Here is a 15434-nt window from a genome sequence, read left to right on the forward strand (position 1 = left end):
CGTTTCAGACCACCTGGATTTCCGGCGACGCGAAGCGCGTCAGCCGCTCGCCGCCCGCAGCCGTCACGCGGACATTTTCCTCGTGAACGAGGATCGTGCCACCGCCAAGCTCGACGCAGGGCTCGAGCGTCAGCACCATGTTCTCCGCGATGACGGTGTGGTCATGTTCGATCAGCGAAGGCCACTCCGTCAACTGCATGCCCAACCCGTGGCCGAAGCGGCCGCCCGATGGCGTGCCGCCATCCGAAACAATCGAAGCCACCATGACCGCCTTCAGCTCGGCGGCGGTGATGCCCGGCCGAAGCGCCGCGAATGCCGCCTCGCTCGCCGCGACCAGTTGTTTATGTGCGCGGGTGACGGCGGCATTGGACGAGCCCATCGCGAAGTTACGGTCAAAATCGCAGAAATAGCCATCCCAGACGAGCCCGGTATCCAGCATCAGCACGTCGCCGGATCGAAGCGGTGTCGGGCCGGCAGGCGAAATGACATCGTCATAGCCGTTCGGCCCCGCGCCGCCGGCGAGATAGGCGACGTGATCGGCGCCGTGCTCCAGGCACAGCATCTGGAAGCGGCGAAACACTTCCTCGAGCGGCCGGCCCGGCGAGGCGATTTCCTCGACACGGGCAAAGGCGGCATCGCCGATGCGGCAGGCGCGGCGGATCTTGCCGATCTCGGCCTCCGACTTGATCATCCGCAGCCGTCGCATGATGCCCGCGTCGCCGCCGAATTCGATACTGCCTAGACGCGCCTTGACGGCCTCGAAGCTCGCAAGCGGCATGCGGACCGATGTTTCCGGACCGTCCGGCACGCCGACGCGGCCGCTACTGCCGACCACGTCGCGCAGCGTGTCGCCAAGCAGGCCGACGCCGTCGTCCGGTGCCGGCGATGGCCAGGTGCGGATGTCGGCGATCCAGGTCTTGCGCATCAGCGCCTCGCCGATGGCGGGAATCACCGCGATCGGCGCGCCATCCGCCGGCAGGACGAGAAACCACGGCCGCGTCGGGCTTTCCCAGAAACGGGTGAGGAAGCCGGAGAGATATCGGATCTCGGGTTCGGTGGTCAGAAGCAGCGCGGCAAGCCCCTGCTCCCGCATCATCGCCTGCGCACGCGCAACGCGGCCCTGATATTCGGCGATGTCAAAACCGCGTTTCGGCTGGGGGGTCATTGGGGCTCCTCGCTCAGGATGGCCAGCACGCGGCTTTGCCCGTCAAGGCCGAAGGCCGGGGCCTGCCTGCCGATCGCCAACAATCCGGCAAGACCGGCACCCCCGGAGGGCGTGGTGGCGAGCCCCGCCTGCGCGAGCGGCTCCATGGCGGCTTCGGCTTCCGCCTCGCTGATCGTCATGAAGATATCGGCATCGCGGGCGAGTCCCTTCAGGGCGATCATCGAGGCCTCCTTGCAGTCGAGCCGCCCCATGGCGGAGACCCCGCCTTCCGTCTTCACGAGACTGCCCGCCTCTATGCTGGCAATCAACGCCCGCGCGAGTTCCGGCTCGACGACGACGATGGTCGGCGCGTCGCCCCAGACCCGGCGCGCATAGGCGGCGACAGCGCCGGCTAGACCACCGACACCGGCCTGCAGAAAGATGTGGGTCGGCGCGGCCTCCAGCGCCTCAGCCGATTCGGCGGCCAGTTGCAGGTAGCCTTCCATCAGCCGCCAAGGGCGCTCGATATAGCCCGGCCAAGAGCTATCGGAGAGAAGCTGCCAGCCATTGTCGTCGGCGGCCTTTTCAGCGGCGACCATGCTCGCCTCGTAGTCATGCCCCTCGCGGATGACGTCCGCCCCCTTGGCGGCAAGACGGGCGGCGAAGCTTTCAGGCACCGTTTCTGCAATGAAGACCTTGGCCTTGGCGCCGAACAGCCGCGCGCCGGCGGCAACAGAAAGGCCGTGGTTCCCGGCGCTGGCCGTCACATAGGTGCGTCCGGTGAGACTTTGCGGGTGTGGGTTGCCAATCGCGGCGGCCTCCGAGGCAATGACGTAGGCAGCTCCCAGCGCCTTGAAACTGCCGAGCCCCATCCGGCCGCGCTCGTCCTTGACGTGGACGGAGGCGACGCCGGCGCGGGAGGCAAGCTCCGGCGAGGCGCGCAATGGCGTTTCGCCATGCGCGGGACAGCGCTCCAGAAGTGCCGCCACCCGCTCGGCATCGATGCTCGGATACGGCACCTCGTCGGGCAAGGGAAAGGCCAGCGCCGACCGGCGCCATGGATTCTTCAGCAGATGCAAGCCGGTGCTCCCTTCAACCTTGGCGACTGACGGCCGGCGAACCGGCACCGGGAGGGCGCACCGGGCGGGATCATATCCCCGGAACCGGCGCGTGCTCCTCGGGTGGATGGGTCGCCGTGTAGACCATTTCGGACGCATGCTCGACGACCGGGCGGGTCAACCGCTCCATGACGACGTTGCGCACCCCGAGCGTCGCCGATTCGGCGTAGAAGCCGACAGCGCCCTCGGTGAAGGTGTCGTCGACGAGGCTCAGCACGACGAAACCATCGATCGAGACCTCCAGATACATGCCATGGGCGACCACCTCGATCTTCCAAGGACCATGCTTGTTGCCGCGGAAGTGGGCCTCCTGCAGCGGCTGGTAGCGGAAGGCGTGTTCGAATTCCGGCGTCGCATTGGCGCCCCAGGCGCGCATCTGGGCGATGCCGTTGATGAGATCGAGCGACAGATAGTAGCCATCGCCCTCCTCGTTGATGCGCAGCACGAGACCACCCTTGCCGGATCCTTCCAGCGTCATGTCGGCGCGCAGGCGGAATTCCTCGTGCCGGCCGGGCAGCAGGAAGGCCTCGTAGCCGCTGCGACATTTGAGGAACATCGCACCGTCATGGTCCTCTATGCCGGCGTGCGGATTGCCGTAGAGCATGCGGCACTGGCCGGCGGCGTCGATCTTGTCGCTGCCGGTCACGAGATCATCGAAGCCGCTGTGCGAGCGCAGCAACAGCCGGCCATCCTTGGCGACCACCAGTTCCTTCGGCGGTGGCAGCAGCTTTTTGACGACCTCGCGGCCATAGACATACTCGGTCTTGGCGAAGAAGTTGAAGAGCAGCAGCTTGCTGCCGTTGCGGCAGACGCGGGCGGCATAGTTGCCGTTCGGCAAAAGCACGTTGTTGAAGAAGTTCTCGAAGGGGCCGGAGGCGCTGTCGGCGTACCAGTAGTGGATCTTGGTATCCTCGCGAATCGATCCGAGCAGATAATAGCGGTCCTCAAGCACGAACAGGTTCGGCACCTCCACATCGTCGTAGAGCCCCGGCCGGTGCAGCGGCGGATCGAAGACGAACTTGTCCGGTTCCACCTCGCGGGCGAGCCCGACGCAGCCGCGGCGGATCACCGGCCCGTGACGCACGCGCGCCGAGGTCAAAAGCAGACGGTCGCCCGTCGCCGGATCGATGAAGAAATAGGGATCGCGGAAGCTCACCCAGTGGCGGCCCTCGTCGATGTTCGATTCGTAGTAGGAGCCGTCGATCTCCAGCGGATACGTGCCCTTACGGCAGCGTTTCCAGGTCATCAGGTCCTTCGAGCGCGCCATGCCGATGCGCTGCACGCGGCCGTATTCCGAGCGCGACAGCCCCGTGTAGAACATGCGCCAGGTGCCCTCTTCATCCGGGTCCGGCGAGACATGCATGGTCCACAGCATGTCGTCGTCCCACTCGCCGGGATCACCGACGAAAAGCGCGTTCTTGACCCGCCGCCAGGTCATGGCGTCGGTGCTGACCGCGTGGGCTATGAAGTCGTGGTTGGGCAGAACCAGGTGGAAGAGATGATAGAGCCCGTCGTGGTAGACCACATCGACATCGCCGATGTCCGAGCGAAGAAATCCATGAGAAGCATACATGCAGTCAAATCTGCCCGGCTTTGGCCTCGGTTTCAAGGGCACAATTGCCGCGTCCGTCATTCCATGGCTCACGGAGCCTCGGCGCAAAACGTACCGGCATCGGCGCACATGCACTTGTGGCACACAGGTTTTTTCCGGTACCAAGAGGGCATTGACAGTCGCCGGCCGCGCCCGGCCCATCAAATGCGGGATGTTTCATGCAGCGTTCGACCGGCTCCTTCCGCATCATCGCGTCCACGGCCCCCGAGGCCATGGCGGCGCGTGAGGAGCTCATCGCCATCTATGGCAATGCCTCGGAAGAGAACGCGGACGTGATCGTGGCGCTCGGCGGCGACGGCTTCATGCTGCAGACGCTGCACGAGACGATGAACACCGGCAAACGGGTCTACGGCATGAACCGCGGCTCGGTCGGCTTCCTGATGAACGACTACCGGGTGGGAAACCTGCCGGAACGGGTGGCCGCCGCGGTGGAAAATGATCTGCGCCCGCTGAAGATGACGACGACGGATGCCGACGGGCAAGTCGCAGATGCGCTGGCGATCAACGAGGTCGCGCTGCTGAGGCAATCCTACCAGGCGGCGAAGCTGCGCGTCGAAATCGACGGACAGGTCCGCCTCGACGAACTGATCTGCGACGGCGTGATGGTCGCAACGCCCGCAGGTTCGACCGCCTACAATTACTCCGCCCATGGGCCGATCCTGCCGCTCGAGGCGCCGCTTTTGGCACTGACCCCGGTCAGCGCCTTCCGGCCCCGCCTATGGCGTGGCGCGCTGCTGCCGGACAAGGTGACCGTCGACATCCATATTCTCGAAGCGGAAAAGCGGCCGGTCAACGCGGTTGCCGACCACTTCGAGGTCAAGTCGGTCATCCATGTCCGGATCGCGCAGTCGGATGACAAGACGGCGCGCGTGCTCTCCGATCCCGATCATTCATGGTCGGAGCGCATCCTGGCGGAACAGTTCACCTACTGAACGGCGTCAGCCGAAGAGCGTGACCGACAGCGAGGCAAGCAGCGCCGCGGCGAAGATCATGTTGATCACCCGGCTTGCCTTCGGATCGCGGAAGAGCCTCGTAAACGCCGCGCCGAGCATCAGCCAGAGACCGTTGACGATGGCGATCACGGCTGTCAGCACGACGATCTTGGCAAGTGCGTCACTCTGGGGCGAGACGTGGACAAGGATGAAGCCGGAGAACAGCGCGCCCATCGCCGCATAGGCCTTGGGATTGACGAGCGACAGGAAAACGCCCGCCTTGAATAAGGGAGCGGCGCCCTCGCCCGTCTGCGCCCCGACCGGCGGCGCGGTCGCGATCTTCCAGGCGAGATAGAGGAAATAGGCCGCGGCCAGCAGCGTGACGATCGGCAGTGCGCCGGGTACGGCGAGGATCAAACCGGTGATGCCCGCGGCGACCGCGCTCATGACGAGAACCATGCCCACAAGCAGGCCGAGCATGAAGCCGACGCTCCGGCGCGCGCCGAAAGCTGCTCCGGCTGCGGCAAGGCTCAGCGTGTTCGGCCCGGGGCTGCCGGTCAGCGCGAATGCGGCAAACAGGAATGGCATCAGGTTTTCCAAGCGCGGTCCTCCTTCTCGCAATCGGTGTCTCGGGCGGTAGCACGTTGCGGCTCTCGCCGTCTTGAACGAACGTGCCCGCCCCGACAAACGAAAAAGCCCCGCGAACGGGGCTCAATCAATCTTGCATCCGCATCGGTCAGTCGATGTCGCTGACATCCGCATTGGCCTTGCCGGAAATGCGGTGGGCGAGCGAGGCTTCCATGAACGGGTTCAGGTCGCCATCCAGCACGTCGTCCGGGCTGGTGCTTTCCGTGCCCGTCCGCAGGTCCTTGACGAGCTGATAGGGCTGCAGGACGTAGGAGCGGATCTGGTGGCCCCAGCCGATCTCCGTCTTGGACGCCGCTTCGGCGTTCGCCGCCTCTTCGCGCTTCTTCAGCTCGGCCTCGTACATGCGGGCGCGCAGCATGTCCCAGGCCTTCGCCCGGTTCTTGTGCTGCGAACGTTCCTGCTGGCAAGCAACCACGATGCCGGTCGGGATATGCGTGATGCGCACCGCCGAGTCGGTCGTGTTGACGTGCTGGCCACCGGCGCCGGACGAGCGGTAGGTGTCGATGCGGCAGTCGCTCTCGTTGATCTCGATGTTGATCGAGTCGTCGACGACCGGATAGACCCAGATCGACGAGAAGGACGTGTGGCGGCGGGCGTTGCTGTCATAGGGCGAGATGCGAACCAGGCGGTGGACGCCCGATTCGGTCTTCAGCCAGCCATAGGCGTTGTGGCCCTTGACGAGGATGGTCGCCGACTTGATGCCGGCTTCTTCGCCGTCATGGACTTCCAGAAGCTCGACCTTGAAGCCTTCCTTCTCGGCCCAGCGCGTGTACATGCGCAGAAGCATGTTCGCCCAGTCCTGGCTTTCCGTGCCTCCGGCGCCGGAATGGACTTCAAGATAGCTGTCGTTGCCGTCGGCCTCGCCCGAAAGCATAGCCTCGACCTGGCGCCTGCCGGCTTCGGAGAGAAGCGCCTTCAGCGCCTCCTCGGCCTCGGTGACGACCGACTGGTCGTCTTCTTCCTCGCCGAGTTCGATCAGCTCGATGTTGTCGTTCAGCTGCTGCTCGAGCGAGCGCACGCCGGAAATATTGTCGTCGAGCTGCTGGCGTTCACGCATCAGCTTCTGCGCTTCCGCAGCATCGTTCCAGAGATTGGGATCTTCAGCCTTGTTGTTCAGCCAATCAAGGCGCCGTACAGCCTGATCCCAGTCAAAGATGCCTCCTCAGCAGGCTTATGGCCTGCTTGATTTCGTCGACTACGTTCTCGATTTCTGCTCGCATTTTCCGTTTCTTTTCAATGAAAATTCGAATTGGCCCCGTGCATAGTCAGACCGGCAGCGGATGTAAAGACCCGCCTGCCGGTTTGCCAAGGCGACGGCCCTTGTCAGAAAAGGCCGCTCTTGCCCGAGGTCACCGCCTGGTTGGCCTGCGGCGAGGACTGCATGATTTCATCCGGCGTCATATAGCCGTCCATGCCGATGACGTTGAAGGTGTCGGACGGACCGGTGCCGGGCTTGAAGGCCTCGATGATCGTGTCCGGGTCGCCTTCGTTCGCCCACATGCCGGTCTTTCGGTTGATGGCGACCTGCTGCATGCCGTCCGGGATCTTGAACTTCGAGGCAGGCATGGTCTTGACGGCCTGCTGCATGAACTCGTTGAAGACCGGCGCGGCAAGGCCGCCGCCCGTCGCGCCACGGCCCATCGGCGTCGGGTTGTCGAAGCCGACATAGAGGCCGACGACGAGGTTCGGCGTGTAGCCGACGAACCAGGCATCCTTTTCGTCGTTGGTCGTGCCAGTCTTGCCGGCAACCGGACGATCGAGCTTGACATGGCCGGCGGCGGTGCCGCGGGTGATGACGCCTTCCATCATCGAGGTGATCTGGTAGGCGGTCATCGGGTCGAGCACCTGCTCGCGGTTGTCGACCAGCGTCGGCTCTTCCTGATTGTCCCACTCTGCCGTGTTGCAGGCCTCGCAGATGCGCTCTTCATGGCGGAAGATGGTGCGGCCGTAGCGATCCTGGATGCGGTCGATCAGGGTCGGCTTGATCTGCTTGCCGCCATTGGCAAGGACGGAATAGGCCGACACCATGCGCAGGACGGTGGTTTCGCCGGAACCGAGCGCCATGGCCAGAACCGGGTTCATGTGATCGTAGATGCCGAAACGCTCCGCATATTCGGCGACGATGTTCATGCCCATGTCGTTGGCAAGGCGGACGGTCATGAGGTTACGCGACTTCTCGATGCCTGTGCGCAGCGTCGACGGACCGGCGAAGCCGCCGCCGTAGTTTTCCGGCTTCCACATTTCGCCACCGGACTTGATCTCGATCGGGGCGTCCATGATCACGGATGCGGGGGTGTAGCCGTTGTCCAGCGCGGCGGCATAGACGAACGGCTTGAACGAGGAACCGGGCTGGCGCATGGCCTGGGTGGCGCGGTTGAACTGGGACACGGAGTAGTCGAAGCCGCCGACCATGGCGAGCACGCGGCCGGTCTGCGGATCCATGGCGACCAGACCGCCTTCGACCTTCGGCACCTGCCGCAATTTGTACTGGCCGTCGCCGGTGCCCTCGGCATAGACGACGTCGCCCACGGAAAGAACACCTTCGGGAGACTTGGCGTTCTTCGTGTCCTTGCGGGCCGAGCGGTAGGCCCACTTCATGTTTTCGGCGCTGATGGAGCCCGTCACGCGGTCGGGAAGTGTCTTGCCGTCGGGCTCCTTGCCGGGACGGATACCGATATCCACACCCTTGTCGGACACCTTGAGAACGACGGCGAGATGCCATTCCGGCATATCATCGAGCGGCGACACATCAGAGAGCGGCACGCCCCAGTCGTCGCCGAGCTCGATCGTCTTGACCGGACCACGGAAGCCGCGCCGCTCGTCATATTCGATGAGCGCATCCTGAAGCGACTTGCGGGCATAATCCTGCAATTGCGGATCGAGCGAGGTGCGCACCGACAGGCCGCCCTCGTAGAGCGCATCTTCGCCGTAACGGGCGATGATCTGGCGACGGACTTCGGCGGAGAAATACTCGGACGCGAAGACCTTGTCGCCGCCGCCGCGCAGATTGACGCCAAGCGGTTCCTTCTTGGCCTTCTCGCCGTCGGCCTGGGTGACGTAGCCGTTCTCGACCATGCGGTCGATGACCCAGTTGCGCCGCTCGATGGCGGCTTCGGGATGGCGGAAGGGATGATAGTTCGCCGGGCCCTTCGGCAGGGCGGCGAGATAGGCGGTTTCGGCGATGGTGAGCTCGGTGACCGACTTGTCGAAATAGGTCAGCGCGGCGCTGGCGATGCCGTAGGAATTCAGGCCGAAGAAAATCTCGTTGAGGTAGAGCTCGAGGATCTTGTCCTTGGAATAGGTCTGCTCGATGCGGAAGGACAGGATCGCTTCCTTGACCTTGCGGTCGATCGTCTGGTCGGCCGACAGCAGGAAGTTCTTGGCGACCTGCTGGGTGATCGTCGACGCGCCGACCGGACGGCGGCCGGTGCTGAGGTTCTTGAAGTTGACGAGTACCGCGCGGCCCAGCCCCTGAACGTCGATGCCCGGATGGGTGTAGAAGTTCTTGTCTTCGGCCGAGATGAAGGCAGCCTTGACGCGGTCCGGAATGGCCTGGATCGGCAGGAACAGGCGGCGTTCCTTGGCGTATTCGGCCATCAGCGCACCGTTACCGGCATGCACGCGGGTCGTGACCGGCGGCGCGTAGTTCGCCAGCACTTCGTAGTTCGGCAGATCCTTGCTGATATCGGAGAGATAGACAGCAACGACAGTCGCGACAGCAAGATAGATGACGCTGCCCAGTCCGAAGAAATATCCAATGAGTCTGATCATGTTTCCGCGCTATCGATTTCCCGTCCGGTCGCCTATACCGGAATTCAGGCATAAAAGCGTTGCTCGCCTGGTCGCCGGGCGCCACAATCGCACATGACGCCGCGTTTTGCACGGCAAGGCCGCTAATTCAAGTCGGCTTATCCGCATTCCCCTGCCCCGCGCAATGCTTGAGCACCAATCCACCCCCCGAATGTGAGCAAATTACGGCTCGCGGCCTGCGCCGTTCGACGCACCCGCCGGCCGGCAGCCTCCGCTCAGCCTCCATTCGCCAGCACCGTGGCCTTGTAGCCGGTCACGCCGGCGGCAATCAGGTCGGCCACCTTCGCGCGCCATTCCGTGTCCATCAGCAGCTTCTCGTCCTCCTTGTTCGACAGGAAGCCGAGCTCGATGAGGATCGAAGGAATATCCGGCGCCCTCAACACGCGGAAGCCGGCCGAACGCAACGGATTGTTGATCAGCCGGATCTTGCCGTCGAACGAACCGACGACCGACTTGGCGAGCGATATCGAAAAGGCCTGCGTCTCGCGCCGCGTCAGGTCCAGCAGGATGTCGGTGACGTCATCCGGCTCGTCGGCGATGGTGAAGCCGGCCATCGCGTCGGACAGGTTCTCGCGCTTGGCGAGATCGTCGGCGAGCTTGTCGGAGGCCTTGTCGGAGATCGTGTAGACGGTGGTGCCGCGAATGTTGTGCTGGCGCAGCGTGTCGGCATGCAGCGAGATGAACAGGCGCGCGCCCTGCTGGCGGGCGATCTGCACCCGGCGGGACAGGGACAGGAACTCGTCGCCGTCGCGGGTCATGACCACCTTGACGCCGGGAATTTTCCCGAGCCGCTCGGACACAACCTTGGCGAAGGCAAGCGTGATGTCCTTCTCCACGACCTTCGAACCGAGCCCGATCGCGCCTGTATCGATGCCGCCATGGCCGGCGTCGACGGCGATGACGAAGTCCGAAGCGTTGGCTGCCAGCGGCTCGCGGCCCGCCACATCGGACGCCTGCGCGGCGGAAGCGCCGTCATCCTGCGCGCCCATCAGGGCTGCAAACTGGTCCGGTGAAATCGCTTCGGCGTCGAGGACGAGCCGGTAGCCCTTGTCCTGCTCGTTGTCCTGGACTTCGGACATGGCCAGGCGCACCGGCTTCGGCGCGGTCAGCACCAGGCGGGCGCTGCCGGCATCGATCGCGCCGTAGCGGATGTTGGAGAAGAGACCGCGCGGCTTGAACTCATCGCCCGAAAACTTGAAGTCCGTCCCCGGCAGATCGACGACAACCCGCACAGGATTGTCGAGATAATGGACCTTGAAGTCCGGCTTCTGGTTAAAATCGATCACGATGCGCGTGCGGGCGTCGTCGCCGGCAATGCGCGCATCATAGGCCGTCAAGGCGCTCTCCTTGGCGGATGCCGCAAGCATCGGCAGCATCAGTGCCGCCAAGGCGAGCAGAAACCGCAACAGGCGGAAAAGCCGCATCAAGTATCCCCGTCCAGTCCAGTCGACCAAAATGCAGGCAGAATGCGGATCGACGATCCGGTGTCCCGCCCGAAAACACAATACATGCCATCGACAGCCAAATACACCGGGCTTCGAAGGCAGAATCAACATGTCCGGCTAACACGCTGATTCCATCCATATTATGGCAAGCTCGGCTTTTTCCTTGCTATCCCGCGCGAGAAAACATAAAAGGCGATTTAGGTTAGAAGTACCGACGGGACAGAATCACAGGCAGGCTGCCAGCCGTTGTTCAAACGAAGACTGGCGCCGGAAGCGGTGAGACGTCCGCCGTCACAGGTAGATCTATCCGACTGTGAACACTTTTGATTTTCCGGAATGATCCGGAACCATTCCCGGCGAATTATCGCCACCCGCTCCCGAGGGAGCACACTCATCGGATCTTGAGAAAGGTCCATAGAACCGCAAAACTCGTTTTGGCATAGTTGATGGAATTGCAGCGGACAGTACAGAGATTTTCAGAGCAGCGGAGGATTTGTCATCCCGTTGCCGCGACACTGCTGCCCGCCCATACACGCCTAGCGAGGCATCTAAATTCCGGCGCCCGAACCGCAACCGACACCCCCGGCATTCCGAACACGAATGTGGGGTGTTTTTTTGTGCGTCCGCGCCGAGGAGCACAACTTAAATGGCAGACAAAATGCTTATCGACGCGTCTCACGAAGAAGAGACGCGCGTTGTCGTTGTACGTGGGAACCGCATAGAGGAATTCGATTTTGAATCGCAGCACAAGAAGCAGCTGCGCGGCAATATCTACCTTGCAAAAGTCACACGTGTAGAACCTTCGCTGCAGGCGGCCTTCGTCGATTACGGCGGCAACCGTCACGGCTTCCTCGCCTTCTCGGAAATCCATCCCGACTATTACCAGATCCCGCTGGCTGATCGTCAGGCGCTGCTGCGCGACGACGAAGCCGACGACGATCACGATGATGACGCCGGCCACGACAACGACACGGCGGAAACGCCCGCCGCAGTCGCCGCCGAAGCGGCAGCCTCCGAGGCGACGTCATCGGACGTAGCCGAGGCGGACGCATCGGAAGCTCCGGCGGAAGCCGAAGCTGCGGTCGCGACCGAGGAAGAGCCCAAGAAGGCCAAGAAGCCGCGCCGCAGCCGTGCGAAGCCGAAGAAGGCGAAAGCCGACGAGGACGCCGCAGTTGAAGCCTCGGGCGAAGCAGCCTCCACCGGCGATGACGTCGACGGCGAAGGCAATGGCGACGAAATGGCCGCCATGGTCGACACCGACACGATCTCGGAAGAGGTCGACACCGACGGTGACGACGATGATGATGACGACGATCATCCGCACGAGAAGGAAGAGATCGAAAGCATCGGCGCCGAAGACGCGATGGAAGAGCTGCCGGAACGCCGCAGCAGCCGCCGTCCGCGCAAGCAGTACCGCATCCAGGAAGTCATCAAGCGCCGGCAGATCCTGCTGGTGCAGGTGGCCAAGGAAGAACGCGGCAACAAGGGCGCGGCGCTGACCACCTATCTGTCGCTTGCCGGCCGTTACTCCGTTCTCATGCCGAACACCGGCCGTGGCGGCGGGATTTCCCGCAAGATCACCAATCCGGCCGACCGCAAGCGGCTGAAGGAAATCACCCGCGGCCTCGAAGTGCCGAAGGGCATGGGCGTTATTCTCCGCACCGCCGGCGCCAACCGCACCAAGGCCGAGGTCAAGCGCGATTTCGAATACCTGATGCGCCTGTGGGAAAACGTCCGCACGCTGACGCTGAACTCGACCGCCCCCTGCCTCGTCTATGAGGAAGGCTCGCTGATCAAGCGCTCGATCCGCGACCTCTACAACAAGGACATCAACGAGATCATCGTTGCCGGCGAGGAAGGCTACAAGGAAGCCAAGAGCTTCATGCGCATGCTGATGCCGAGCCACGCCAAGGTGGTTCAGCCCTACCGCGACCTGCATCCGATCTTCTCGCGCTCGGGCATCGAAGCCCAGCTCGACCGCATGCTGCAGCCGCAGGTCACACTGAAGTCCGGCGGCTACATCATCATCAACCAGACCGAAGCGCTGGTGGCGATCGACGTCAACTCCGGCCGGTCGACCCGCGAGCATTCGATCGAGGACACCGCGCTGCAGACGAACCTCGAGGCGGCGGAAGAAGTCGCCCGCCAGCTTCGCCTGCGCGACCTTGCCGGCCTGATCGTCGTCGACTTCATCGACATGGAAGAGAAGCGCAACAACCGGTCCGTCGAAAAGCGCCTGAAGGATTGCCTGAAGAACGACCGCGCCCGCATCCAGGTCGGCCGCATCTCGCATTTCGGGCTTCTCGAAATGTCGCGCCAGCGCATCCGCGCCTCCGTTCTGGAATCGACGACGCAGGTCTGCTCGCATTGCGGCGGCACCGGCCACGTCCGGTCGCAGTCCTCCATCGCGCTGCACGTGCTGCGCGGCATCGAGGAATACCTGCTGAAGAACACGACGCACAATATCACCGTGCACACCACGCCGGACATTGCGCTCTACCTTCTCAACCACAAGCGCCAGTCTATCATCGAGTATGAAGCACGCTTCGGCGTCGCGATCGCGATCGATGCGGACGACAGCGTCGGTGGCAACCACTTCAACGTCGAGCGCGGCGAGCCGGTCGAAAACCCGGTCAAGATCGAAAGCCTGATGGCCTTCAAGGTCGAGCCCGAGGAAGACGACGACATTCCGTTCATCGAGGACGAGGATGAAGCCGAAGACGACGTGAAGGCCGAGGCCGAGACCTCCGAAGCCCGCTCCGACGATCAGGGCAATGGCCGCAAGCGCAAGCGTCGCCGCCGGCGTCGTGGCCGCGGCAACCGCGAAGGCGGAGAAGCCAGCCAGGACGGCGATTCGTCGGATAACGGCGATGATGACGGCGACAGCGACGGAGACGACGACGACAGCAACGACACGCAGGCGTCCGCAGGCTCCGAGGCAAACGCTGACGAAGCCGGCGAAGACAAGGGCAACCGCAAGCGTCGCCGGCGCGGCAAGCGCGGCGGTCGCCGCAACCGTGACGGTCTCGACACGAACGAGCAGGCGGCAGCCGACGTCGAAGGCCATGACGGCGCAGACGACGACAGCGACGAAGCGGTCGAAAGCACGGAAGAGGCAATCGCCGACCTGAGCGCCGAGCCGGAAGTGCCGGCAATCGAGCCGGTCGCCGAAGCGCCTGAGGCCGAAGCTGAGCCCGCTCCGGAAGCGCCGGTGGTGGAAGAGGCAGCGGTAGCGACCGAAACGCAGCCTGTCGAAGAGACGGCCTCCGAGGAGGAAACCGCGTCCGACGAGGGCGAGGAGAAGCCGGTGCGCGCCAACCGCGGATCGAACCTCGCCGCTTCCGAGCCGGTGGTCACCTCCGCCAAGCCAAGCCAGGACAACGAGCAGCCCGCGCCGACCAAGAAGGGCGGCTGGTGGCAGCGCCGCGGCTTCCTGTAAGCCGATCCGGCCAGAGAATTGAAAAAGCCCGCTGGCGACAGCGGGCTTTTTTGTTGGCTCAAGGCAGGTTGAGAGATTGATTCAAGCGGCTGATAAAATGAGTCAGGCGCGCGCGCCAAGCCGTTGTAATCGAATCACCTTCAGGCGATCCAGCGCGCCAGCCTGTCTGTCGCCTCAACCATCTCCTCGTAGGAACCGGCATAGGAGAACCGCATGGTGCGGTTGCCTTCGAGCGGATCGAAGTCGAGCCCCGGTGTGGCCGCCACGTCGATATCGGCGAGCATCTTGCGGGCAAAGGCCATGCTGTCATTGGTGAAGCGGCTGACATCGACATAGGCATAGAACGCGCCGTCCATCGGGGACGCGAGGTCGAAGCCGAGCGCCGGCAGACGTTCCAGCAGGAAGGCGCGGTTCTTCGCGTAGGCTTCCTTGTAGACGTCGAGCTCGGCGGTTGCCGTCAGCGCCGCGGTGGCGGCAATCTGGGAAATCTCGGGGGCCGAGATGTAAAGGCTTTGCGCGACGCATTCCGTTGGGCGCACGAGTGCCTCGGGCAGCACCATCCAGCCGATCCGCCAGCCGGTCATGCAATAGTATTTCGAGAAGGAGTTGATGATCACAGCGTCGCCGGTCAGTTCCAGCGCACTCACCTCTTCGCCGGCAAAGGTCAGTCCGTGATAAATCTCGTCGGAAATGAAGGCGATGTCGTTGGCCGCGCAATAATCGATGACGGCCTTCAGGGCCTCGCGTCCCGTAACCGTGCCGGTCGGATTGGCGGGGCTCGCAAGCAGGACGCCCTTGAGCTTCACCCCTGCCCGGTTCTGCGCCTCCTCCAGGCTTTCCGGCGTCAGCGTGAAACCAGCCTGCGGTCCCGCGGCTACCTCCAGCACGTTGAGGCCGAGCGCGCCGAGAATGTTGCGGTAGGCCGGATAGCCGGGCCTCGCGATCGCCACATGATCGCCGGCGTCGAACAGCGTCAGGAATGCCAGGTTGAAGGCAGCGGACGAGCCGGTGGTCACTGCAATGCGCTCTGGCGCGATGTCGAGCCCGTGACGGGTCTTGTACATGGCCGCGATCGCCGTCTTCAGCTCCGCCGTACCCAGCGCATCGGTATAGCCCAGACGACCGTGGTCGAGCGCGGCGCGCCCGGCCGCCAGCGCCGCCTGCGGCGCGGGATGAACCGGCTGGCCGACCGCCATGGAAATGACCGAACGGCCGGCCTTGCGGCGACGCGTCGCCTCGGCAAGGACATCCATGGCATGGAAGGGTTCGACGGACGAGCGCTTTGA

10 protein-coding genes are annotated in these 15434 nt (G+C 63.8%); 2 read left to right on the forward strand and 8 right to left on the reverse strand.

Features of this window, described 5'->3' with window-relative positions:
* Positions 1-4: 4 nt before the first annotated feature.
* From ACU5AY_RS09585 to ACU5AY_RS09595, 3 genes are all read right to left on the reverse strand, one after another.
* A complete protein-coding gene (locus ACU5AY_RS09585; protein WP_446828867.1) occupies positions 5-1165 on the reverse strand; it encodes a M24 family metallopeptidase in 1161 nt (386 codons plus the stop codon).
* Positions 1162-2223, reverse strand: a complete 1062-nt coding sequence (locus tag ACU5AY_RS09590; protein WP_446828868.1) for a pyridoxal-phosphate dependent enzyme — start codon at positions 2221-2223, stop codon at positions 1162-1164. The genes ACU5AY_RS09585 and ACU5AY_RS09590 overlap by 4 nt, the downstream gene beginning before the upstream one ends.
* Positions 2224-2293: 70 nt before the next feature.
* Positions 2294-3835: a glycosyl hydrolase gene (locus tag ACU5AY_RS09595; protein WP_446828869.1), complete on the reverse strand. Its 1542-nt coding sequence runs from the start codon at positions 3833-3835 to the stop codon at positions 2294-2296.
* 197 nt (positions 3836-4032) lie between these two features.
* Between ACU5AY_RS09595 and ACU5AY_RS09600 the strand changes: the two genes are divergently transcribed.
* The gene (locus ACU5AY_RS09600) at positions 4033-4806 is read left to right on the forward strand and encodes an NAD kinase (RefSeq protein WP_446828870.1); all 774 of its coding nucleotides are present in this window, start codon (positions 4033-4035) and stop codon (positions 4804-4806) included.
* Between the two features lie 6 nt (positions 4807-4812).
* Here the strand turns inward: ACU5AY_RS09600 and ACU5AY_RS09605 are convergent, their stop codons facing one another.
* From ACU5AY_RS09605 to ACU5AY_RS09620, 4 genes are all read right to left on the reverse strand, one after another.
* Positions 4813-5406, reverse strand: a complete 594-nt coding sequence (locus tag ACU5AY_RS09605; RefSeq protein WP_446828871.1) for a LysE family translocator — start codon at positions 5404-5406, stop codon at positions 4813-4815.
* Positions 5407-5542: 136 nt separating this feature from the next.
* Positions 5543-6674, reverse strand: a protein-coding gene (prfB, locus tag ACU5AY_RS09610) for a peptide chain release factor 2 (RefSeq protein ID WP_446824513.1) whose coding sequence is annotated in 2 segments (ribosomal slippage) — positions 5543-6604 and positions 6606-6674 — 1131 coding nt in all. Because the reading frame shifts where the segments join, the coding sequence is not laid out codon by codon here.
* A gap of 103 nt (positions 6675-6777) precedes the next feature.
* Positions 6778-9225 (reverse strand): penicillin-binding protein 1A, encoded by a 2448-nt coding sequence (locus ACU5AY_RS09615; protein ID WP_446824514.1) that lies wholly within the window; start codon positions 9223-9225, stop codon positions 6778-6780.
* 254 nt (positions 9226-9479) lie between these two features.
* Entirely contained in the window at positions 9480-10688 is a 1209-nt protein-coding gene (locus tag ACU5AY_RS09620) for an N-acetylmuramoyl-L-alanine amidase (RefSeq protein ID WP_446828872.1), read from the reverse strand.
* 667 nt (positions 10689-11355) lie between these two features.
* Here ACU5AY_RS09620 and ACU5AY_RS09625 point away from each other — a divergent pair.
* Positions 11356-14148 carry an Rne/Rng family ribonuclease gene (locus ACU5AY_RS09625; protein WP_446828873.1) on the forward strand — a complete coding sequence of 931 codons (2793 nt, stop codon included), beginning with the start codon at positions 11356-11358 and terminating at the stop codon, positions 14146-14148.
* Positions 14149-14288: 140 nt separating this feature from the next.
* Here the strand turns inward: ACU5AY_RS09625 and ACU5AY_RS09630 are convergent, their stop codons facing one another.
* Positions 14289-15401: a pyridoxal phosphate-dependent aminotransferase gene (locus ACU5AY_RS09630; protein WP_446828985.1), complete on the reverse strand. Its 1113-nt coding sequence runs from the start codon at positions 15399-15401 to the stop codon at positions 14289-14291.
* Positions 15402-15434 lie beyond the last annotated feature (33 nt).

The sequence above is a fragment of the Rhizobium sp. PAMB 3174 genome (assembly GCF_052908375.1).